We start from the raw sequence: 21,486 nt of genomic DNA on the forward strand, positions 1-21,486 counted from the left end.
ATCACCTTTCAGGTACAAATAGTGTGCGCGCATAGTGTCATGGTAAAAGCGTTATTACCATGACTTGCCGCAATGCGTCGTATAACCCTCTCAGGCTGGTACACAAAGCCCTTCCGTGGCAGGTAGCGCAACGCGCATAACGTCTTGTGCGATCATTAACTCTTCGTTGGTGTTGATGACGGCGACTTTCACCAAGGCGTTCTCCGTCTGGATAAATGTCGCATTACGCTGATTTTTCTCTTCATCAACGGCTAAGCCCAAAAATTGCAAATTATGGCACACCGCCGATCTGGCGCGCGCTGAGTTCTCGCCAATGCCCCCAGTGAATACCAGCGCATCCAGTCCTCCCATTTGCATAATATAGCTGCCGATGGTGGCGCGAATGCGTTCGGCAAACAGAGTGAGAGCGAGTTTAGCCTGCCGGTTACCGGTATTGGCTGCCTGTTCGACATCGCGGTAATCAGACGACACGCCAGAAACGCCCAGCAAGCCTGACTCATTATTTAATAACTGATTCAACTGTTGCGGCGTTTTGTTTTCGCGCTGGGCTATCCACGGCAGAATAGAGGGATCAATATCTCCGCTACGGGTGCCCATCATCACGCCTGACTGCGGCGTAAAGCCCATCGACGTATTGACCGAACGCCCGTTCTTGATGGCGCAGATGCTGCTACCGTTTCCAAGATGACAACAAATCACCCGTAATGCGCTGAGTGGTACGCCCAGCTTTTCCGCCAGAACGCCGCTGACATACTTATGGCTGGTGCCATGAAAGCCATAACGGCGAATCCCCAGTTCAGCATAATAATGCCAGGGAAGCGGGTAAATATAGGCGGGTTCATCCAGCGTCTGGTGAAATGCCGTATCAAACACGGCTACGGAAGGGGCATCAGGCAACAGTTGACGAAAAACGTGAATACCCAACGCGTTTACCGGGTTGTGAAGCGGGGCCAGTTCAGCAAGACGTTCGATTTGCGCTAACGTTTCATCCGTGACCAGCGTCGAGTCTTTAAAAAACTCACCGCCGTGCGCCACACGATGGCCCACCCCGTCAATGTCCCGCAGACTGTTAATGATTTGATAACCCAGCAGCTTTTCCAGAAGCAGCGTTACCGCATCGCGATGATCGGCAACGGGGACGGTTTCCTGCCATTTTTGGCTGTGCGTCTTAATTGTCACTTGCGCATCCGCCATACCGATACGTTCAATCAGCCCCTGACAGAGCATGTCGCCCTGCGGCATCTCCAGCAGCTGGAATTTTAACGATGAGCTGCCGGCGTTAATGGCCATTATTTTGTAAGACATAAAGGTTCCTTCGAATTCAGAAAATCCAGCACGGCGTCGAGACCCGAATTATTCAACGCGCTGGTAATAAATATCTGCTGTGCGCCAGCCTGCGTAAGCCATTGTGCGATAAGCGAAATACGCTGCGGCTCGGCGAGATCGGCCTTGGTGACCAGGCCAATCGTCGGGCGGTTCATCGGGGCGGTAAACCCCGGAGAAAAGGGCGACCACTGGGCGTCGGCATTTAACACCAGGGCGATAACGTCGGCCTCGCAGGCGTTGGTTAGCAGGGCGCTATACAGGCAGCGGTTCTCCAGATATTCGCCCGGCGTATCGATGGCCATCGGCGACCATTCAATGGCCTGGGTTTTCTTATAATGGAGCGCTTCGCCGCGCAGGCTTTGGGTCAGCGAGGTTTTTCCGCACTGGCTGGGGCCGATAAACATCAAACGCTTCATGACGTTACGTCCGGGTGATCGAGCAGGTGGTGAAATGCATCATCTCGCCCAGCGTGCGCGTTACCTGCTTGAGGGCATATTCCACAGCGGAAACATCGCCGGTCAGCACCACGGCACCGGTAAAGCGATCGAGAAAACCAATTTCCACCGCGCCGGATTTAGTGGCGATATCGCAGGCGATAATCGATGCTTCGCTCGGCGTGATGGTAAGGATGCCTATGGCGGACACTGCATCCGGCAGGCCCAGCTTCTTAAAGAGATCTTTCCCCGGATTGGCAATCAGGTGCGCGAGGGTGACCTGTTTCCCGGGAACGTACTCCTGAATCATGCGATCCGTTGTTGGCTGTCTTTCCATTATCCCTCCACCATCTGTCGCCACATGGCTTCATGCGGGCGCGGGATCACCGAGCGGTAAACCAGCAACCCTTTCTCGCCCGCGCTTTCGCTGGCGACCGTCACGGCGTTGTTGACGTCAGAAACATCGCCTGCCACCACCATGTAGCATTTACCGCCGATGCCGAAGGCCATATGCACCCGCACCAGGGTGACGTTTGAGCCTTTCACCGCCCGGTCTGCGGCGCTGATGCAGGCCGCCACGCTCCAGGTTTCGACGATACCTACCGCCTGGCGCTTATCGACGCTGTTCAGGCCGCTGATGGCCGGAAGTACGCTGGGATGAATATTTGCCAGCACCAGGCTGTCGACGAGCATCTCGCCGGCCTGCGACGTACCGGTTTCAATAGCCTGCTGGACAGCGCCGATATCCCCGCCGAGCATCAGTAAAAACTTCCCCGGACAGATGGTCTTGCTGACCAGCAGATCGACGTTGGCGCTTTTCAGCATGGCATCACCAAGCTCCATGCCTTTGGCGATGCTGGTGAGTTCTAAAATTCCTATAGCCTGAGACATGGTTAACCTCTTACAACCGTGATGGCCTGTTCGCTGATGGCCGAAACAATGCCGTCGATGCTGGCGTGAATGGGGGTGCCGAGCGCGCCAGGCGGGACATCGGCAACGCACTGTCCGCGCGTCACGCGCTCGCCGACGGCAACAGTCGGTACTGCGTTGGCACCAATATGCTGGCGCAGCTGCAAAGTGACTTTTTTTACTGACGGCTCTTCTTCAACCAGCGGAGCTTCCTGGTACCAGGGGCTTAGTCCCAGTTTGGCGATCAGCCGCTTCACCGGCACCAGGCGATATTTCGCCATCTCGTCGGCCGGGTTCAGCGGCCCTTCGTAGCGCTGGTTTTGCGCCCGCAGCTCGCGTTTTAACATGCGGTTGATGCGCATCGGCGAGATCCCCACCGGGCAGGCCACGCTTTCGCAAACGTTGCATTCCGAGCAGGTAAGGGCGCTCAGCAGCAACTGCGGCGTGGCGGCCTGGTGAAAGTTCACCGCCCGCACCAGCAGGTGCGGGGAGAGTTCGTGGCCGATCAGGTGTCGCGGACAGAGATCGGTACACAGTCGGCACTGTTCGCAGACGGTGCGCGCGACGGAAAGCACCGTGCGCTCGTCCTGTATTCTCCGCTGGATAAGCGGATGGTTTTTGGGGAGCACCAGCAGGCCGCCGGTAGTTTTCGTCACCGGGTTATCAAGAGAGGTAATCAGGCCACCCATCATCGGGCCGCCGTTAATAAAACCAGGGTCGTCGACCGTTGCGCCGCCCGCCAGCACCAGCACTTCATGCAGTGACATGCCGATAGGAACGGTAACGGTCAACGGTCTGGCGACCGCGCCGTTCACGGTCAACGTGCGACGAGTGACCGGAAACTGCTGCTCGACCGCCCGGGCAATATTCAGCAACGTTTGCACGTTATTGACGACCACGCCGACGCTGGCCGGTAGCGCAGCCGGGGCGACCCGGCGGCCGGTTGCCATCCAGATAGTCAGCACCTCATCGCCCGCAGGATAAACATCCGGCAGGATATGCAGGCGGATACCGGCTGGCAGCTGTGGGGTGAGCGCGTCGATGGCCCGGCGGTATTTTTCTTTCAGGGCTATCACCCCTTCGCGCGCGCCGGTTGCCGTCATCGCGTACTGCACGCCGCGAACAAGACGTGCGGCCTGCTGCCACATCAGTTGCTGGTCAACTTTGAGCATCGGTTCACACTCGGCGGCGTTCACCAGAAAAATCTCTACCTGCGCCTGTAGTTTGACGTGAGCGGGAAAACCTGCGCCGCCCGCGCCGACAACGCCCGCTGCGCGAACGCGCTCGCGAATTTCATCAGCGCTATAAGACATTTCAACGACGTTGACGGTGGTACTCATAGCAGTTCCTCCAGCAGTTCCCGAATGGCTTCGGCATTGGCCGGGCGCGGGTTAGTGCGCAGCGTAACGTCAGCCAGCGCAGCCTGCACCATCGCCGGAATGCGTGCGGAAAAGTCGGATCTTCCTTCTTTAAGCGCAACGGCCAGTGAGGGAAGGGCACAGCGTTGCTTAAGCAGTTCGATTTGCTGAATCAGCGCATTGATCGCCGCAACGTCATTGGCTTCTGCCGGGCAAAAGCCGCAGGCTTTGGCCAGCCGCGCGTAGCGTTTGGCGGCGCGCGGGTCACCCGCGTTAAAGCGGATCACCGTCGTGAGCAGCAGCGCATTGGCCAGCCCGTGCGGCAGATGGAACTGTCCGCCGAGCTGGTGAGCTATCGCGTGGTTAAGACCCAGTCCCGCCTGGCTGAAGGCCATCCCGGCGAGCGTTGAGGCATTGTGCATTTTCCCGCGCGTCGCTACGCAGTCGCCTTTTTCCACCGCCGTGGGCAGATACTGGAACACCAGTTTGGCGGCTTTTTCCGCCAGCGCGTCGGTAAAGTCGCTGGCGTGCGGTGACACCCAGGCCTCCAGGGCGTGGGTCAGCACGTCCATACCGGTGTTGGCGGTAATCTGCGGCGGTACGCTGACCACCAATTCCGGGTCAAGGATCGCCATATCCGGATACAGCGCATTGTTGAACAGCGGGTACTTGATGCCTTTATCCGGGTCGCTAATTACGCAGGCGCTGGTCACTTCCGAACCGGTGCCGCTGGTGGTCGGGATCGCCACGCAGGTTTCGATGTTGATCCCGCTCTGCTGGCTAAACCAGACAATCGCTTTCGCCGCGTCCATTGCCGAGCCGCCGCCAAAACCGATCACCACCTGCGGTTGCAGAGCCTGCATTTGCGCAATGCCCTGAACCACGGTATGGATGGTGGGGTCCGGCGTTATCTCGCTAAAGACGCTGATGCGGTTATCTGCGGGCAGCGCGTTACGCAGGGTATCCAGCAGCGGAGAGCGAGCCAGAAAGCCATCGCAGATTATCCAGATGTGCTTATTGGTAAAGCGCTTGAGCACCGCCAGGCTGCCCTGACCGCTGTACAACCGCGTTTGTAGTGAGAAGGTATTCATCGCGACCTCGGTTAGCGAATAGAAAAGCCGTTGGTCAGTACGCAGCGCCGGGAGCGGGCAAAAGTACGCGCTGACGTGGTCCCTTCACCGGTTGGCGTGGCAATAGTAAAGGTGGTAAAGCCTTCGCCGCCGACGCCGATCCCGGCATAAGAGGGGCCGTTTTTGACGAATATCGAGGTTTGCAGGGTGCGGGCCGCGAGGTTCAGGCGCGACACGTTCTGCGAGTGCATAATGGCGGTATGATGCAGCCCCTCTTCAACCTTCAGGGCCAGCGCCAGCGCGCTATCGAAATCGCTGACTTTTACCACCGGCAGCATCGGCATCAGCTGTTCGCTGGTGACCCACGGATCGTCAGCGTTGACAACGGCAATCAGCAGACGCGGCGCTTTTGCAGGGACAGCGATCCCGGCGGCTTCCAGCATGGCCGATGGGCTCTTGCCGACCAGTTTTTTATTGGCCTGACCTTCAGGCAGGCAGACGGCGCGGAGTTTGTCGGTATCGGCCGGGCTTAGCAGCAGCGCGCCGAAGGTTTGCATTTGCTGCACCAGACGTTCGGCGACGCTCTCCACTACGATCAGGCTCTTCTCGGCAATGCAGGGCAGGTTGTAATCGAATGACGCGCCGTTGATGATATCTTCCGCCGCTTTCACCAGGTCCGCCGTTTCATCAACGATGCAGGGCGGGTTACCCGCGCCAGCGCCAATCACCTTCTTACCGCTCTTCATGCCCATTGCCACAATGCCGGGGCCGCCGGTAATAGCCAGTACCGCGATTCGCGGGTGGGCCATCATCTGCTGGGTCGCTTCGAAGGTGGGTTCAGCTACAGTCACCACCAGATTGCGGATGCCGCAGCAGCGGAAGGCAATCTCTTCAATCAGGCTAATCAGCTTCAGAGAGACCTTTTTCGCCCCCGGATGCGGGCTAAAGTAGATACTGTTGCCCGCCGCCAACATGCTGATGCTGTTATTGATGATGGTTTCCGTCGGGTTGGTGCTTGGGGCGACCGAACCGATAACGCCAAACGGTGAGTATTCAAACAGCACCATGCCGCCGTCGCCGGTCAGCGCGGTGGTGGTGAGATCTTCTACGCCCGGCGTGTTGTCCAGCGCAGCCTTGTTTTTGAGGAATTTATCTTCTTTGTTGCCCATTCCCGTTTCATTGGCGCTCTCCTCTGCCAGAGCAGCCAGCAGCGGCGTCAGCTCCTGACGCATCGCGCTGATAATGGCGCTGCGGGTTTTTAGCGGGCACTGCTGATAACGTAAGAACGCCTGGTGCGCGGCATCGATGGCCTCGCTCACGGACTGGAAAATCCCTTTGCCCTGAGGCTGAGCCGGCGTTTGCGCCGGCGTGGTTAATTGCTCGCTAAGAATGGTGCGAATCAGGGTTTCGAGTTCAGAAGTATTCATTGATGAGTTCCCACGTTAATAGCCGCGATGGCGGTCTGTGCTATGTCCATGTCCTGCTCAACGCTGCCGCCGCTGATGCCAAGACCCCCAATTAATATGCCGTCGCGCCACAGGGCGTAACCGCCGCCAAAGGTGACTACTTTTCCCTGTAAATGACTTTCCAGACCGTAAAGCGCGGCGCCCGGCTGAACGGCATCGCTCAGCTCATGGGTCGCCGTTTTCATAGCCACTGCGGTCCATGCCTTTTTTGGCGCCAGTTCGCTGCTGACCAGCAGGGCGTCCGGCATCCGCCAGGTCACAGTTTCCGTGCCGTGCGCGTCAACGATGCTGATGACTACCGGAACCTGCAGTTGCTGCGCGCGTTCAACGGCGGCGCGGGTGAGCTGGTGCAGATCGTGGAATGAGAGGGCCACGGGCGTTGTCTCCTTGCTGCGGGTCGGCTGGCTGGCAGCCAGATAGCGCTTGCTAACTTCACGGATGATGTTGGCCTGGTGCGCATCGCTATCTTCCGCGCGGGCCAGGGCGTACAGGCAGTCCGATAAGCGGTTGATGTAGCGCATCAGCACCTGGCGTACGTTGACTTCAGTTGCCAGTTCAACCAGACGGCGTTCGGCGCGGCGCGCCAGCGTGCGGGCAAAATGTAAGCGGCTCGCGGCTTCGCAGCGTCCGGGTAAAATAAAGCTGTGCAGCGGTTCGACGCGGGCCATTGCCCGATCGATAGCGGCTTCCAGAGCCGAAATCTCTTCGCTGCTGATGTAGCGCTGTTTGGGTGACGGCTGCTCGCTGTCGCTGGCCAGCTCTGCGCTAAACCAAAAAAGTTGCTGCTGGATGGCCTCGAGTAAGGTGCGGTGATTTTCATCCGCAGCGGCGCAGGCGCACAGGCTCAGCGCGGCGTTCAGCTCATCCAGCGTGCCGTAGGCTTCAACCCGCGGGTGGGTTTTGCTCACCCGCTGGCCGGTAAACAGTGATGTGGTGCCAGCGTCACCTGTTCGGGTATAAATCGCCATAACCGCCCCTTAACGCGAAAGCGTATCTACAATGCCGACAACGGCGAGGTCGATGGCCTCATTTGGCCCGGAAAAAACGTGCCTGGCGCTGGAGCCGCCGCTGAGCAAAACCAGTTCGCCGACGCCTGCGCCGACGGAGTCCACGGCCACTTCATCGCCGGAGGTGGGCGAGGCGGGGAGTTCGCCATCGGCGCTGACCCGACGCACCAGCAGCAGCTTTTTCCCAATCAAAGAAGGTGATTTTTGCGTGGAGACAACCGCGCCCGTGACTCGTGCCAGATGCATGATTTACTCCTGCTTAATTAATTGAATATTCCGCGCATTGGCCGCGTCACGCGCCATGGCGGTCACGATGCATTTGCGGTGGACAACCACACGCCCCCGGCTTAGCAGCGCGACATCGCGATAGCTCAGCACCGAACCCGCATGCAGAACCAGCGGCAGTCCGTGCTCATCGGTGAATACCAGCGGCAGACGAGCCAGTTTTTTTACCGGGATAACCGGCAGCAGCTGGCTGTGCAGGCTGAGCTGTACGCGGATGCCAAACGCCAGCGCGTCGTGAATTTTCCGGGCGGCGGCATCGTCGGTTTCTGCATCCGCAAGCTGACTCAGCAGCGGCAGGTCGACGAGCAGGATGCGCAGCGACGCGTGCTGACAGAACAGTGCTGGACAGTCGGCATCGCGAAGTTGCGTAACGCTCAGCGTCGCCGTGCTCTGGGCACGGCGATGCAGCCGGGAGACAATCTCCTCGACAATGCGCTGCAGGGTTTCGCCGTTCATCGCGGGCCTACCAGCCGGGCAAAGGCCTGCGGGTTATCGGCACCAGCGGCGTTGGCTTCATCGGTATCAATGTGCATTTCGAGGCGCATGTCCGGTGAAACGCGAATCGCCACGTTGTTGAAAATCAGCCCGCGCTCGTCGCCTTCAATCGCCACTGAAACCCTATCGCCGTGGGAAACCCGCAGGATCAGCGCATCAAGCGGCGACATATGGATATGCCGCTGCGCGACGATAACCCCGGAAGGTAGCTCCAGTTCGGCAAAGGGGCTGACCAGGCGGATGCCCGGCGTCCCCTTCAGGTTGCCGGACATTCTCAGCGGCGCGGCAATCCCCAGCGTTCTCGCATCGGTACGCGAAATTTCCACCTGGCTTACCGAGCGCAGCGGACCGAGCAGGCGCACATTTTTGAGCTGCCCTTTCGGTCCCACCAGGGTGACGGTTTGCTCCGCGGCGTATTGTCCCGGCTGCAGCAGCGCTTTTTTCTCGCTGATGGGATGGCCGGGAAACAGCCGCTCATAATCCTGTGCGGACAGGTGGATATGACGGTTTGAGACGCCCAGCGGGATAGGCCGCAGGCGCATCTCATCAAGAACTTTACTGACCGTTGATTGCAGAAGCTCTTTATCCATTACGCTTCACCTCGCTTACCGGGATGAATGCAAAGCGTACGAGGTTCGCCCTTCTGGCGAGGACATTTTGGATCCAGACACAGGTTGCAACTGACCAGTTCTGATTCCTGCGGGGCCTCTTCTGCTGTCGCTTCAGAAACGACATCAGCTATCTCTGACGCTTCAGGCTCAGGTTCAATGACGGAGGGTGGGGGGGGCTCTGCGAGCAGGATCCCTTCTCCGGGCCTGGCGATAACCTTGTGGGCCACCAGGCCATTCCGCTGTTCGGCGAAATGCGCACCGGTGGTGATAGCCGCCTGAACGGAGGCCACATCACCGGTAATTTTAATCACCATCCAGCCTGAACCATTGGTCTTTTCGAGGGCGAGCAGCGTGATAGAAGCGGATTTCGCCATGATATCGGCGCAGCTGATAGCCAGTGCCAGACCACAAACTTCAAGTAATCCCAGTGATTGCTTCACGCGGTGCTCCTTATTTGCCATCGATTAGGCTGATTTCGGTAAAATGGCCTCAACATCGCTGTGCGGACGCGGGATAACGTGGCAGGATTTCACTTCACCCACGACGCTTGCCGCCGCGCTGCCTGCATCTACGGCTGCTTTAACCGCGCCGACATCGCCGCGAACCATGACGGTAACCAGGCCAGAACCAATTTTTTCGTAGCCCACCAGCTGTACGTTGGCGGATTTAACCATTGCATCGGCGGCTTCAATGGCGCCGACCAGCCCTTTTGTTTCAACCAGTCCCAGTGCGTTATTCATACTGCAGTTCTCCTGTTGCTTAGCTATTCAGATCCCGGAAAGGGATCCCTTTGACCAGCCGTGCCGCGTTATTACCGGTGTTGCGTTGGGCCTGACTGTCCTGATGATGCATCAGCGTAAAAAGCGGCGCCGATGCGGGTAAATTCTTGTAATGCACGACCAGCGAGTGTCGATCGCAGGCAATGCCAACCAGCAGCGGCGAGCTGCGCGCCGCCTGCCAGGCGCTGTCAACGACCTCTCCTGCCGGATGATGCTGAAGCAGGAAAGGGATGCCTTCCTCTTCAATGCCCAGCAGCACTTCGTGCCAAAGGCTGGCGCAGTCGCTGATAACGGTAATGACGATGGCCGGGGCGCTGTGATTACTGTCCATGTGCAAACTCCTTATGCCAGGAGAGAATCAGGCCGGTGGCTACCGCGTTTCTTGGGCCTTCGCTGCCGCGAATATTTCCTCGCCCGGCGACCAGGCGGTAGTGCGCCAGCGCATCGGTGACCAGCTGCGGAACTTCGAAATCCAGCGACGAGCCGCCGACCAGCACCACGAACGGAATATCGCGAATGTTGCCGGTTGGACTGACCTGACGCAGCGCGCGCAGGGCGTTGGTGACAAAGACGCGCTCTTTGGCGCTGCGGCGAATGGCGCGCACTTTTTCCAGCACTAAGTCGCCGGGAAGCGGCACCAGTTCGTCCGGTTTCACCACGCAGACGCGGGCGAACACGGCGGGAGGCAGCGGCGTCGGGAAGAACTGGACGCTGCCGTCCTCGTGGCGTAAGTGGAACAGGCTTTCGACCTTAGCCAGCGGGTATTTTTTGATCTCTTCCGCCAGATAGCGGTCTTCCAGCCCCAGTTCGCGGGCAATAATCATCGTGACCATATCGCCTGCCCCGGCGAGATGGGTGGCGATGATTTCGCCTTTAGGGTTGATGATGGAGGCATCGGTGGAGCCCGCGCCGAGGTCGAGGATCGCCAGCGGTCGGGTGGTACCCGGCGTGGTCAGCGCGCCCAGAATGGCGGCTTCAGCCTCAGCGCCGCCGATCTGCACGTCGATATTAAGCTTCTGCTCAATTTCACGGGCAATCATCGCCATTTGCAGACGGTCTGATTTCACCATCGAGGCGATGCCGACGGCCTGCTCCAGCGAGAACTCCCCGGCCAGACCGCCGGTGACGCTCACCGGAACCGAGGTGTCAACGGCCAGAAGATCCTGAATGAAAATCTCGCTGCTGGGCTTATTGGTTAGCTCGGCCATGGTCTGGCGTACGTGCTCCAGCATGCCGCCGATATTGGTCCCGGCCTCGCCGGTGACGTTGTCGAGCTTGCCGCAGCCGTCCACCGCTTTCATGATAGCTTCGGCACCGGCGGCAACATCCACGCGCACGGTACGACCCTGAGCCTGCAGCTCCAGGTTACCGGCGGGTATTGCGCGCGCTTTGACGTCGCCGGATGGCGTTTTAACCACCACGGCGGAACGGTTGCCAATCAGCGCGCGCGCCATCGGGACGATGTTTTTCGTCTCATCGGCGTTGAGATTAAATACGGTGGCGATGCCGTAAGGGTTGGAGAGGGTTTCGATAACCTTTCCCGGCACGGCGACTTCAATCGCCGCCAGCATCCCCAGCGGAATGCGGTCGATGTACAGAACTTCATCGACAATCGGTAGCGATTTTTCCAGCCGGTTGCTGACCAGTACGCCATCGTCGCGCTGCAAAATGACGCCGGTAATCTGGTATCCGGCGCGCATTGAGGCGTTGATAACATTGGCGATATCAGCAAAATCAAAGGCTGACGATACCACCAGAATATAGGACGAGTCCGCCGGGCGGGTTAACAGCTCCTCCGGCGTAATCGTGATACCCACACCAAGGCCTGCTCCGCCCGGCGTTTTTGGGTTATGGCCGATCATTGTCGATTCGGTGATGATGGTTTCGGTAATGGTTTCCATCGCCACATCGCCAATCACCGGCGTGGCTTCGTTAATGCGGATGAGCGAAATATCGCTGACATTGATCCCCGCGCGCTTTGCGACGAGGGCGAGCGCTTCCTGAATGCCGAACACGTTACGCAACGTGCCTTTGATCCCGGTGGTTTCCGCCAGCGCGCTGTGTGTGATTGTCAGCGCGCCAGTCTCATCTTGCCGCGCCAGCGCGACTTCCGTTGATGAGTTACCGATGTCAATGCCAGCTATATATCGCATCGTATATCCTTTTTCTCGTCGTACTTCAAACTGCCTTTTTGTTGGCTGCGTTCTTTCACCCGAATCACTTACTACAGTAAGCTCATCGGGGTTATGAGGGACATCCCTGTCCCTCACTAAAGCCAGCCTATGGCTGTTCAAATTCGTTCCAGACGAATTTGTCACTCACTTGCCGCCTCAATGCATCTCGAATTACTTAGAGAAAGCTAATCGTCGCCTTTGAGTTTTTTACGCTCAACGTACAGTCCTGCCGCTTCACGAACGAAAGCTGCGCAAATCTTTGCCTGATAACGGTTTTCGAGATCGTCGGCGATAGCGAGCAGCTCTTCTTTCGTTGAACGATACGGACGAAGGGCGTTGTAGATTTCCAGAATGCGATCGTCCGGTACCGCGGTCAGTTCGGCGGCGCGTTCGAAGTTCATCGCCAGCCGGTCGCGGCCCGCATCTTTGGCGATAGACGCCTGTAAGCGCAGGGTTTCCGGGGTAATACGCATATCCTGAGCGGTGACTTTATTGCTCAGCACGTTTTCCAGCGTAAAGTCGTCCAGCGTTTTATTGGTGGCGGTTTTCACCCATTCCGGGTGTTTGTTCGCCAGCGGGTAGTCGCTAACCTTTGCGCTGCGGGACGTGCCGCCTGCCGCAGGAGCCGCTGCTGGCGCATCGCCCTGCAGGCTGTTCATGCGGCTCAATACGTCCCGGACCATCGATTCAATTGCGTCGGTATTCATGGAGTTATCCTTTATCAAAGCGCCACGCGCAGTTCCTGCGGGTTTTTGCCCGTCACGACGTACTTGGTCTCTTTAATGTGCAATATGGCCGACTTTGCCTGGTACTTCGGGCGTGCCATCTGGTCATTGAGCGTAGGGACCGGCTGCGGTGATTCGCGTTTCGCATAGCGGGCGGCGTTTTTACCAATCTGACGGTAGGTTTCCAGCGTCAGCAGCGGCGCCTGCGGGAACAGCTCCAGGTTAGAGAGCGGCGGTAGCCCCTGCTGGTGGATAACCGTAGTACCTTTCGACTGGATGCCGATGGAGATGCCGGAGCCACTCAGGCGGTTACCTTCCACGGCGACGAACGCCACGTCGGAAGATTTAAAGCAGCGAATCACGCGCGCCTTGATGCCTTCTTCTTCAATACCGGCAATGACTTCGCGCAGAATGCTCTTATGCGGTAAGCCCACGATATTGACGGTTTGCGCCAGGCCAAATGCCGGGCCGACGGCGATAATGACTTCGCCCTGCTGAGTGCCCTGGCGCGCTTCGCCCACTTCGGTCAGAAAGCCGTCGCCCGCAGGCGCAGCGGTCTGTGGTGCTGTGGATGCCGCAGGCGCATTAAACGAGACGGGTTTATCGCTGCCCTTCATATCGCGGAGCACGTCTTCAATTATCTGGCGCAGCAATTTTTCATTAATTTCCATTTCTCACCCCTTAATCAATCTCGTTGGGATCAAGAGCGCCAGGGATGTTTTTAATCTCTTCCCAGCGTTCTCCCTGCAGGCGATAACCTGTTGCCGGACCGGCATAGTCATTGACGTCATTAACCGCAGAGAGCACTTGTCCGTCGCCGACGATAATGGCGGAGGTGTGCAAATAGTCGCCGGTTAGCTTGGCTTTCTGGATGTTGAGCATGTCCTGGGCCACGTCGGTAAACCCGCCCTGCGCCAGCGCTTTAACGACTTCCAGACCGTTGCGGTTTTTATTGATGATTTCCTGGGCGAACTTGATGTCTTCGACGATGTTACGCTCCGGCATATCTTTCGAACCGTGGGCATAGGTCGCGGCTTCAACTTCTTCATCGGTAATCGGCGGTAGTCCCATTCCGGCAAACACGGCCTGCAGCGCGCGGGCGGCTTTGTTACGGATGGCGATAACGTCCTCTTCGCGAACCGGGCGCAGACCGCCGTCCACTTTCAGGTCACGCTGGATAACGTTGTAGTCGTCAAAGTCTTCCGCATCTTCGTTGGAACCGGCGAACATGTTGTCGTAGTTCGGCACCGCGGAATAACCAGAGGAGATAAAGTCGGTACCCGGCAGGAACTGCATCAGCAGGCGCGCGGTACGACGCATATCGGAGTGGGTGAAGGTCTGGTCGTTACTGGAGGCGCATTCCAGATCCAGCGACGAGCAGATCAGGTTTTCCGCCAGCACGGCACGAATGCCTGACGGCACGGCAGACGGTACGCCGATGCAGCTTACGGAGCCGTTTTGCAGACCCTGAACGCCAGCCGCTTTGGTGATATAGATGCAGCGCGCTTCCAGATACAGCATGGATTTGCCTTCGGCGTAGCCCATCTGCACTTCGGATCCGGAGCCGGAGGTGAAGCGCATTTTCAGGCCGCGAGAGGCGTAGGAAGAGGCTAAGAAGCCCTTCGACCATGGTGTATCGTCACCGTCGGTGAAGACCGGCTCGGTGCCGTAAACGGAGATGGTTTCGGCGTAGCAGGTGTGGCCCAGCATGCCGAGCTTAAGCTCGGTGGCTTCTTCCAGGGAGCACTGCGTCAGTACGCCCGGACGACCAACCTGAGAACCGACCAACAGCGCGATGGCGTTGAACGGCGCGTAGCGTGCTACCGCAACCGTGGTTTCTTGTTCGTCAAACCCGCGCCATGCGCCTTCGGCGGCATCGGCGGCAATTTGCACCGGGTTATCCTTGACGTTGGTGACGTGCGCCTGCTGAGATGGAGTGCGGCGGGCGCGCATTTTCTGCATCGCCATCATCATCTCAACCACGTTCATATGCGAAACCACTTCAACAATTTTCGCCGGGGTCATGGCGGTGGTCAGCGGAACGATTTCGCTGCGCTTGACGTTCGGATCGCACAGCATATTGGCAAGCTTGACCGAATCCATCGCCATCACTTCTTCGGCGCGGTTCAGGTTGATGCCGTAGCGAGCGATAAAGTGGTCGATCAGGTCGAATTCGCTAACCGGTTTTCCGTCCAGCTCGGTCACCGCGCCGTTAACGATTTTAATCGACGGTTTTGGATCGTTCGGGCTTTCCATCGCGATAAAGCCTTCTTCGATCCACTCCTTAACGAAGCCGTCCTGATTCACAGGGCGTTTCGCCAGTGCTTCAAATCTTTTCGATCTCATGAATCAGCCTCGTGGGTATCAGATGTAGGACGGGCGATCGTTTTTCGGTTCAGAACCGAGGGTCGCAAGGACGGTTTTGCCGATTTCGCGGGCGGAGGTCACCGCCTGGCGGACCGCGCCGGAGTCGCCGGAAATCACCAGAATAGCTTCGTTACTAAAGCTGGTGCCGTGCGCCGGAGAGCTGTACGCCACGACTTCAACATTGGCTGACTTCAGCGCGGTATCGGCCATCAGTACGCCTACGGAAGCCGGAGCGCCGACGATAATGCCGCAAGCGCGGCCAATCGGCGCGCCGAACGCTTTTTCCAGCGCGTAGCTGGCGCGAGCGGTGTACTGCAGCTCAATATGTCCGGCTTCGTTGCCGTAAACATCACCGAAGGTGCGGTCCAGCTCTTTCAGCGCGACTTCGATACCGCGCTTGACGTCGGAAACGTCGTTGCCGCCTAAAATAATCAGCGAACCGTGGCCCGCGCCGCCTTTGGTATCGCGCGGCAGCTCAATGCTGACTACTTCGGTATTGGTGGCTTTCACCGCTTCGTCCGCCGCCATAATGTGCGGGCCTGCGCCGGTGCGGGCGCCGAGAATGCCGATGGAGCGATAGCGCTTCTCAAGCTTCATCGCATCCAGCAGGGCGGTATCGACGTTAGCGATAACCAGGCCAAGGGTATCGCCAATGGCGGTCCCGACAAATTCCGTTAAACTGCAGCTTTTTTCTGCCATAGCCGTCTCTCGTATAGGTTGGGGTTGACCAGGGATGGCCTGTTGTTCCGGCGTTGCCACACGGGCAATCACCTGCGCCATGATCTGTTCCACCAGCTCATTGCTGCTCATTGGCTAATTCCCTTCGGTAAGATTTTTTCTACATCGGTGTGAGGGCGTGGGATGACGTGTACGGCTTTCACTTCACCCACGTTGCGTGCGGCTGCGGCACCTGCATCGGTGGCCGCTTTGACCGCGCCAACATCGCCGCGCACGATGACGGTTACCAGCCCGGAGCCAATCTTTTCATAGCCCACTAACATCACATTGGCTGACTTAACCATTGCATCAGCGGCCTCTATGGCTGCGGTTAAGCCTTTGGTTTCTACCATTCCTAGTGCTTCTTGTTGCATAAAGACCTCGCATGGAGTGTTCCGATAGTGGGGACTATAAGAAGATGCGAGGAAAAAGAATGGCTGACTTGCTGTTGAGCATCAGAAAATAATGGGAAAACAATATGACTAAATTGTCTTTTGCTTTTATAACTTATTGATAAATTACATTTAATTTATTATTGTCTATATGATTATTTTGTTTTTATTATTTCATTTTTACATTTTTGTTAGTGACGAGAGTATTTTTATTTGATATGGCGAAAGACGCAAAATGTGATGTTTATTCGAAATTGATAAGTTGGCTTGTGCAATATTTTATTATTTCAACAGGCGTATTTTATAGCTCAAATTTCCCGTGTGATGGGCTGATAAAAATATCGGAAAAGCAAAATTTTGCTATCGCAACACGATTTTTCCGGAAGGCAGGCCCGCAGGTTGCCAACAATTTACAGGTGGCACTTTTTATAGTGAGGTTAGCTGTACTCTACCGCCAGCCGAAACTTGCGCTGGCCAGGACACGAACTTTGCTCAGAAGGTGTCACATGAATGATTCTCTAAAGGCGCAATGTGGTGCGGAATTTTTAGGCACCGGACTCTTTTTGTTTTTTGGTATCGGTTGTTTGAGCGCGCTCAAAGTCGCAGGCGCCAGCCTCGGATTATGGGAGATTTGCATTATTTGGGGGCTTGGAATTTCACTGGCCGTTTACCTTACGGCCGGGATCTCCGGCGGACATCTTAACCCTGCGGTGACGATTGCGCTGTGGCTGTTTGCCTGCTTCCCCAAACAGAAAGTATTGCCTTATATTATTGCCCAGTTTGCCGGCGCTTTTGGCGGCGCTCTGCTGGCGTATGTGCTTTATAGTAGTCTTTTTACTGAATTTGAGACTGCGCATCATATGGTGCGCGGTAGCGTCGAAAGTTTGCAATTAGCCAGCATTTTCAGTACCTATCCGGCCGCAGCGCTAAATGTATGGCAGGCTGCGTTGGTGGAAGTGGTCATTACCTCGATTCTGATGGGCATGATCATGGCATTGACGGATGATGGCAATGGCATTCCTAAAGGGCCGCTTGCACCTTTGCTTATTGGGATACTGGTTGCCGTTATCGGCGCGTCTACTGGACCTCTTACCGGTTTTGCAATGAATCCGGCGCGTGATTTCGGTCCCAAACTGTTCACATGGTTAGCGGGGTGGGGGAACATGGCGATGAGCGGTGGGCGAGAGATCCCTTATTTTATCGTGCCGATTGTCGCGCCTGTTATCGGCGCCTGTGCCGGAGCAGCCATATATCGCTATTTTATTGGTAAGAATTTACCTTGTAACCGCTGTGAACTGTAAGAAAATGCGAACCGGATTCACAGCAATGATGTATCGTAAAAACAGGTGAGATAATTTCGTGATCTGCTTTCACGAACTGATCAAAACGTCTCCCAGCAATGGGAGACTTTTGATATTGTCATTGTACTTTTTATCAGGGCCAGGATAATGCTAATAAAAAGTGAATGTAAATAATGTGTTTTGTTTATAACAATAAATTAACTGAGGGGTTTTATCATGATTTCTGCGAGCGCTCTGAACTCAGAACTCATTAATAAAATCGCACAGGATTTTGCACAAGCCACCGGTCTGGCGGTTGTGGTTGTCAATATTCATGGTGATGAAATATCTGAGCTATTCAATTTCACGCCGTTTTGTCAGTTGATGCGGCAGCATCCCCAGCATAGTACACGTTGTCGTATGAGCGATCGCTGCGGGGGACTGGAGGCATCGAAGACCGATCAACCCTGTATTTATCGTTGTCATGCCGGTCTAACGGATTTTTCTATTCCGCTGGTAATCGCAGGGCATTTAGTTGGCTTTGTTTTATGCGGGCAGGTTCGTTTAAGTAATGACGTGGAGCTGGTAAACATTCTTAATGTTGACGATCGCTGGCAGGCTGACCCTGAGCTCTTGAATGAATTTCGGAATGTGCCAGAGATGGACTATTCACGAGTTATCGCTTCCGCCGATCTCCTTAAACTGATTGTTGAGAATTGCCTGAAAAAACAGCTCAATTTCGTGGTTATCAAAGACAATCCGCAGCAATCGGCGGCAAATAAAGCCGCTCGTGGTCCCACTCCGCATGACAGTAAAATGAAAAAAGCGCTTCGCTATATTGATGCGCATTTGTCCGACGATCTTCGTCTTGAGGATGTCGCCTCACATGTCTATCTCAGCCCCTATTACTTCAGTAAGCTATTCAAGAAATATCAGGGAATCGGATTTAATGCGTGGGTGAACCGCCAGAGAATGGTTAGCGCCAGAGAATTGCTTTGCCATAGTGACTGGAGTATTGCCAGTATTGCGCGTAATTTAGGCTTTTCGCAAACCAGCTATTTTTGTAAAGTCTTCCGCCAGACCTATCAGGTTACGCCGCAGGCTTATCGCCAGCAGATAAATGAGAATTCTCATCCTCCATCGTTATGAATAGCAATATTTTGCTATTGCCGATTTTTGATAGTGTTTTGTATCTTAATCATTTCAGAAAGAAAATTTATCTGGTGTAACAATAAATTGTCATAGCGCAACAAAATAATAAAATTTAGGGCATAAACTGCACCAGTTTTTATTTTTGTGATGAAGTACAGTGTCAGGAAAGATAAGTTTTATTACGCTTTGTCGATACGTTTTATCGTCAATATACCGGTAAGGATGAGTAGATTAACGTCAGATGAGCAACCGCTCAGGTTATTGCTCACAGAAATGTAAAACGTAGCACATTATTAATTGCCGTTATGGGTGTGCCGTACAGCCATAACGTAAACCAACAGGTTTGCCACATTTGTGGTAGGGAAGGGGGTGAAAATCCCCCGCAGCCCCCGCTGCTGTGATGCTGACGACCCCGTAAAGACCACTGATCGCAAGATTGGGAAGGACGGGCGAGGAGGACGCTAAGCCAGAAGACCTGCCTGTCGGTGATAACCAACAACTTCGGTGGGAAGTGGGTTGCGAAGACGCGTACAGTCGAAAGACTGAACATGCGCGTACCTGTATACCCCTACCACCCTGAACAGGATCAGGGTAATGGCGGCAAGGCATCACGCATTTATTCTTGCAGGCACAGGAAGCGGTTGCGGCAAAACCACGGTGACGCTTGGTTTGTTGAGGCTGCTGCAAAAACGCGCGCTGCGCGTACAGCCGTTTAAAGTTGGGCCAGATTACCTTGATACCGGCTGGCATACCGCTATCTGTGGCGTGGCGTCCCGTAATCTTGACAGTTTCATGCTTCCTCCTCCTGTTCTCAACGCCTTATTTTGCGAACAAATGCGGCAGGCGGATATCGCCGTCATTGAAGGGGTCATGGGGCTGTATGACGGCTATGGCGTCGACCCCAATTATTGCAGTACAGCCGCAATGGCCAAACAGCTTGGTTGCCCGGTCATCCTACTGGTGGACGGCAAGGCTGTTTCAACGTCGCTTGCGGCTATCGTGATGGGATTTCAGCACTTCGACCCGACCCTCAACCTCGCGGGCGTGATTGTGAATCGCGTCACTAGCGACGCCCACTATCAGCTCCTCAAAAATGCCATTGAACATTATTGCTCACTGCCGGTACTGGGGTATGTTCCTCCTTGCGACGGCGTCGCATTACCTGAACGCCACCTGGGGTTGATTACTGCCAGAGAATCCCTCGTCAATCAGCAATCATGGCATGATTTTGCCGCCACGCTGGAACAAACAGTGGATGTGGATGCGCTACTCTCGCTGAGCGTGTTATCAGCGCTTCCGGCGGGAATGTGGCCTGAACGCCTTGGTAAAACAGCGGGGGCAGGGCTGACGCTTGCTCTGGCTGATGATGAGGCCTTTAACTTTTATTACCCCGATAACATCGATTTGCTGGAGCGTGCCGGCGTTAACATTGTGCGTTTTAGCCCACTGCATGACCGCGCATTGCCTGATTGCCAGATGATCTGGCTGGGCGGTGGATATCCTGAATTATACGCCGCGGATCTGGCGGCAAATACGGCGATGTTAAAACATTTGCAGGCGGCGCATCAGCGCGGCGTGGCGATTTACGCGGAGTGTGGCGGTCTGATGTATCTGGGGAGCACTCTGGAGGATAGTGGCGGGGAAATTCATCAGATGGCGAATATTATCCCCGGTCACAGCAAAATGGGTAAGCGACTTACCCGCTTTGGTTATTGTGAGGCGCAGGCTATGCAGCCAACGCTATTGGCGGTGCCTGGCGAGATAGTGCGCGGCCATGAATTTCACTACTCAGATTTTATCCCCGAAACACCCGCCGTTATGGCTTGTCGTAAGGTTCGCGATGGTCGCGTGTTACAGGAATGGACCGGCGGCTGGCAGACAGGCAACACGTTTGCCAGCTATCTGCACGTCCATTTCGCCCAGCGTCCGGAAATGTTGCAGCACTGGCTGGCGGCGGCGAGGCGCATATTATGACGATCCTTGCCTGGTGTATCGCCTGGGTGCTGGATTTTATCATCGGCGACCCTCAACACTGGCCCCATCCGGTACGCTGGATAGGCCGTTTAATCACGTTTGTGCAGCGTATTGTGCGTCGCTATTGTCCCGGCGATAAAGCGCTGCGGATTGGCGGCGGCGTAATGTGGGTTGTGGTTGTCGGGGCGACCTGGGGCGTGGCATGGGGCGTACTGGCGCTGGCGCAGCGGATTCACCCCTGGTTTGGCTGGAGCGTCGAAGTCTGGATGATCTTTACCACGCTGGCCGGACGCTCTCTGGCCCGCGCCGCGCAGGAGGTTGAGCGACCGTTGCGGGAGAACGACCTTGCGGAAAGCCGAATAAAACTCTCCTGGATCGTCGGGCGCGATACGTCGCAACTTCAGCCAGCGCAGATCAATCGCGCCGTGGTGGAAACGGTTGCAGAAAACACCGTTGACGGCATTATCGCGCCGCTCTTTTTCCTCTTTCTCGGCGGCGCGCCGCTGGCGATGGCCTACAAAGCCGTCAATACCCTGGATTCAATGGTGGGCTACAAACATGAAAAATACCGGGCGATTGGTATGGTCAGCGCCCGTATGGACGACGTAGCGAACTATCTTCCCGCCCGCCTGAGCTGGCTGTTGCTGGGCATTGCGGCAGGACTGTGTCGCCTGAGTGGTTGGCGGGCGCTGCGTATTGGCTGGCGTGACCGTTATAACCACAGTAGCCCAAATTGCGCCTGGTCGGAAGCGTGTGTGGCCGGCGCCTTAGGAATCCAGCTCGGCGGCCCAAATAACTACTTTGGCGAGCGTGTGGACAAGCCCTGGATCGGCGACGCGCAGCGCGATATTTCCGTGGACGATATTTCTCGAACGATTCGATTGATGTGGGTCGCTTCAACCCTGGCGCTGGCGCTGTTTATTGCGGCGCGGTGCGGGTTATCTGGTGTGGCCTGAGGACGACAG

24 protein-coding genes and 1 riboswitch are annotated in these 21,486 nt (G+C 56.2%); of the genes, 4 read left to right on the forward strand and 20 right to left on the reverse strand.

Annotated features, from left to right (window positions below; genetic code table 11):
- Positions 1-90 precede the first annotated feature (90 nt).
- The 20 genes from pduW to pduA form a co-directional block, all read right to left on the reverse strand.
- On the reverse strand, positions 91-1,305 hold the full coding sequence (pduW, locus tag LDB27_RS08290) for a propanediol utilization propionate kinase PduW (protein WP_000120646.1): 1,215 nt from the start codon (positions 1,303-1,305) through the stop codon (positions 91-93).
- A complete protein-coding gene (gene pduV / locus LDB27_RS08295; protein ID WP_023231082.1) occupies positions 1,290-1,742 on the reverse strand; it encodes a propanediol utilization protein PduV in 453 nt (150 codons plus the stop codon). Before pduV ends, pduW begins: the two co-directional genes overlap by 16 nt.
- A 4-nt stretch (positions 1,743-1,746) precedes the next feature.
- On the reverse strand, positions 1,747-2,097 hold the full coding sequence (gene pduU, locus LDB27_RS08300) for a propanediol utilization microcompartment protein PduU (RefSeq protein ID WP_023137030.1): 351 nt from the start codon (positions 2,095-2,097) through the stop codon (positions 1,747-1,749).
- Entirely contained in the window at positions 2,097-2,651 is a 555-nt protein-coding gene (pduT, locus tag LDB27_RS08305) for a propanediol utilization microcompartment protein PduT (protein ID WP_000075774.1), read from the reverse strand. The genes pduU and pduT overlap by 1 nt, the downstream gene beginning before the upstream one ends.
- Before the next feature lie 2 nt (positions 2,652-2,653).
- The gene (pduS, locus tag LDB27_RS08310) at positions 2,654-4,009 is read right to left on the reverse strand and encodes a cobalamin reductase PduS (protein ID WP_023217288.1); all 1,356 of its coding nucleotides are present in this window, start codon (positions 4,007-4,009) and stop codon (positions 2,654-2,656) included.
- Positions 4,006-5,118 (reverse strand): 1-propanol dehydrogenase PduQ, encoded by a 1,113-nt coding sequence (gene pduQ, locus LDB27_RS08315; protein WP_001091454.1) that lies wholly within the window; start codon positions 5,116-5,118, stop codon positions 4,006-4,008. The genes pduS and pduQ overlap by 4 nt, the downstream gene beginning before the upstream one ends.
- A gap of 11 nt (positions 5,119-5,129) precedes the next feature.
- Complete coding sequence (gene pduP / locus LDB27_RS08320; protein WP_001634441.1) at positions 5,130-6,524, reverse strand: CoA-acylating propionaldehyde dehydrogenase PduP; 1,395 nt, start codon at positions 6,522-6,524, stop codon at positions 5,130-5,132.
- On the reverse strand, positions 6,521-7,531 hold the full coding sequence (gene pduO, locus LDB27_RS08325; RefSeq protein ID WP_023207888.1) for a two-domain cob(I)yrinic acid a,c-diamide adenosyltransferase PduO: 1,011 nt from the start codon (positions 7,529-7,531) through the stop codon (positions 6,521-6,523). Before pduO ends, pduP begins: the two co-directional genes overlap by 4 nt.
- Before the next feature lie 9 nt (positions 7,532-7,540).
- Positions 7,541-7,816 carry a propanediol utilization microcompartment protein PduN gene (pduN, locus tag LDB27_RS08330; RefSeq protein WP_000549825.1) on the reverse strand — a complete coding sequence of 92 codons (276 nt, stop codon included), beginning with the start codon at positions 7,814-7,816 and terminating at the stop codon, positions 7,541-7,543.
- 3 nt (positions 7,817-7,819) lie between these two features.
- Positions 7,820-8,311, reverse strand: coding sequence for a propanediol utilization microcompartment protein PduM (gene pduM, locus LDB27_RS08335; RefSeq protein ID WP_001012960.1), 492 nt, complete (start codon positions 8,309-8,311; stop codon positions 7,820-7,822).
- Entirely contained in the window at positions 8,308-8,940 is a 633-nt protein-coding gene (locus LDB27_RS08340; RefSeq protein ID WP_000356727.1) for a phosphate propanoyltransferase, read from the reverse strand. Before LDB27_RS08340 ends, pduM begins: the two co-directional genes overlap by 4 nt.
- The gene (gene pduK / locus LDB27_RS08345) at positions 8,940-9,422 is read right to left on the reverse strand and encodes a propanediol utilization microcompartment protein PduK (protein ID WP_001284380.1); all 483 of its coding nucleotides are present in this window, start codon (positions 9,420-9,422) and stop codon (positions 8,940-8,942) included. The genes LDB27_RS08340 and pduK overlap by 1 nt, the downstream gene beginning before the upstream one ends.
- A gap of 3 nt (positions 9,423-9,425) precedes the next feature.
- Positions 9,426-9,701, reverse strand: a complete 276-nt coding sequence (gene pduJ, locus LDB27_RS08350) for a propanediol utilization microcompartment protein PduJ (protein WP_001057755.1) — start codon at positions 9,699-9,701, stop codon at positions 9,426-9,428.
- A gap of 19 nt (positions 9,702-9,720) precedes the next feature.
- Positions 9,721-10,071 carry a propanediol dehydratase reactivase beta subunit PduH gene (gene pduH / locus LDB27_RS08355; protein WP_000377981.1) on the reverse strand — a complete coding sequence of 117 codons (351 nt, stop codon included), beginning with the start codon at positions 10,069-10,071 and terminating at the stop codon, positions 9,721-9,723.
- Entirely contained in the window at positions 10,061-11,893 is a 1,833-nt protein-coding gene (gene pduG, locus LDB27_RS08360) for a propanediol dehydratase reactivase alpha subunit PduG (RefSeq protein ID WP_023231081.1), read from the reverse strand. Before pduG ends, pduH begins: the two co-directional genes overlap by 11 nt.
- A gap of 206 nt (positions 11,894-12,099) precedes the next feature.
- A complete protein-coding gene (gene pduE, locus LDB27_RS08365) occupies positions 12,100-12,621 on the reverse strand; it encodes a propanediol dehydratase small subunit PduE (protein WP_001090597.1) in 522 nt (173 codons plus the stop codon).
- 14 nt (positions 12,622-12,635) lie between these two features.
- Positions 12,636-13,310, reverse strand: coding sequence for a propanediol dehydratase medium subunit PduD (gene pduD / locus LDB27_RS08370; protein ID WP_023231080.1), 675 nt, complete (start codon positions 13,308-13,310; stop codon positions 12,636-12,638).
- 10 nt (positions 13,311-13,320) lie between these two features.
- A complete protein-coding gene (pduC, locus tag LDB27_RS08375) occupies positions 13,321-14,985 on the reverse strand; it encodes a propanediol dehydratase large subunit PduC (RefSeq protein ID WP_001256896.1) in 1,665 nt (554 codons plus the stop codon).
- Between the two features lie 18 nt (positions 14,986-15,003).
- The gene (pduB, locus tag LDB27_RS08380) at positions 15,004-15,816 is read right to left on the reverse strand and encodes a propanediol utilization microcompartment protein PduB (protein WP_000097497.1); all 813 of its coding nucleotides are present in this window, start codon (positions 15,814-15,816) and stop codon (positions 15,004-15,006) included.
- Positions 15,813-16,097, reverse strand: coding sequence for a propanediol utilization microcompartment protein PduA (gene pduA / locus LDB27_RS08385; protein ID WP_001183618.1), 285 nt, complete (start codon positions 16,095-16,097; stop codon positions 15,813-15,815). The genes pduB and pduA overlap by 4 nt, the downstream gene beginning before the upstream one ends.
- A 524-nt stretch (positions 16,098-16,621) precedes the next feature.
- Between pduA and pduF the strand changes: the two genes are divergently transcribed.
- The 4 genes from pduF (at position 16,622) to cbiB (ending at position 21,477) form a co-directional block, all read left to right on the forward strand.
- Entirely contained in the window at positions 16,622-17,416 is a 795-nt protein-coding gene (gene pduF / locus LDB27_RS08390) for a propanediol diffusion facilitator PduF (protein ID WP_001000023.1), read from the forward strand.
- Positions 17,417-17,632: 216 nt separating this feature from the next.
- Positions 17,633-18,544 carry a transcriptional regulator PocR gene (gene pocR / locus LDB27_RS08395; protein ID WP_023231079.1) on the forward strand — a complete coding sequence of 304 codons (912 nt, stop codon included), beginning with the start codon at positions 17,633-17,635 and terminating at the stop codon, positions 18,542-18,544.
- Between the two features lie 325 nt (positions 18,545-18,869).
- Positions 18,870-19,045: riboswitch (cobalamin riboswitch) on the forward strand.
- A 96-nt stretch (positions 19,046-19,141) separates the two neighbouring features.
- Positions 19,142-20,521: a cobyrinate a,c-diamide synthase gene (locus tag LDB27_RS08400; protein WP_023231078.1), complete on the forward strand. Its 1,380-nt coding sequence runs from the start codon at positions 19,142-19,144 to the stop codon at positions 20,519-20,521.
- Positions 20,518-21,477, forward strand: coding sequence for an adenosylcobinamide-phosphate synthase CbiB (gene cbiB, locus LDB27_RS08405; protein ID WP_000153654.1), 960 nt, complete (start codon positions 20,518-20,520; stop codon positions 21,475-21,477). The genes LDB27_RS08400 and cbiB overlap by 4 nt, the downstream gene beginning before the upstream one ends.
- Positions 21,478-21,486: the final 9 nt, after the last annotated feature.

It is taken from the genome of Salmonella sp. JXY0409-18, assembly GCF_020268625.1.
GTDB lineage: Bacteria > Pseudomonadota > Gammaproteobacteria > Enterobacterales > Enterobacteriaceae > Salmonella > Salmonella enterica.